Here is a 548-nt window from a genome sequence, read left to right on the forward strand (position 1 = left end):
ATGACCGGCTTTTTTATCGGCTGGCGCCAGGCCGCTTACTTCAGCAGCGCCTGCGCCTTCGCCACCACGTTGTCCACGGTGAAGCCGAACTCGGCGAACAGCTGCTCCGCCGGCGCCGACTCACCGAAGGTGGTCATGCCCACGATGGCGCCGTTCAGCCCCACGTACTTGTACCAGTAGTCCGCGATACCCGCTTCCACCGCCACACGCGCCGTCACCGCCGCCGGCAGCACCGACTCGCGGTACGCCGCATCCTGCTTGTCGAACGCGTCGGTCGACGGCATCGACACCACGCGCACCTTGCGGCCCGCCGCGGTCAGTTTGTCCGCCGCTTCCACCGTGATGCCCACTTCGGAGCCGGTGGCGATCAGGATAACGTCCGGCGTGCCCGCGCAGTCTTTCAGCACGTAGCCGCCGCGGTACACGTTCGCCAGCTGCTCTGCGGTGCGCGGCTGCTGGGTCAGGTTCTGGCGCGAGAACACCAGGGTGGTCGGGCCGTCGTTACGCTCGATGCCGTACTGCCACGCCACCGCCGATTCCACCTGGTC

At 67.5% G+C, this 548-nt stretch carries 1 protein-coding gene; it reads right to left on the minus strand.

The window, feature by feature from the left end:
* Positions 1–35: 35 nt before the first annotated feature.
* Positions 36–548: transketolase-like TK C-terminal-containing protein (locus ACJ8OK_RS24310; RefSeq protein ID WP_302848141.1), on the minus strand; the 513-nt coding region annotated here is incomplete at its 5' end.

The organism is Serratia sp. CY71090 (assembly GCF_052166845.1).
GTDB lineage: Bacteria > Pseudomonadota > Gammaproteobacteria > Enterobacterales > Enterobacteriaceae > Serratia > Serratia nematodiphila.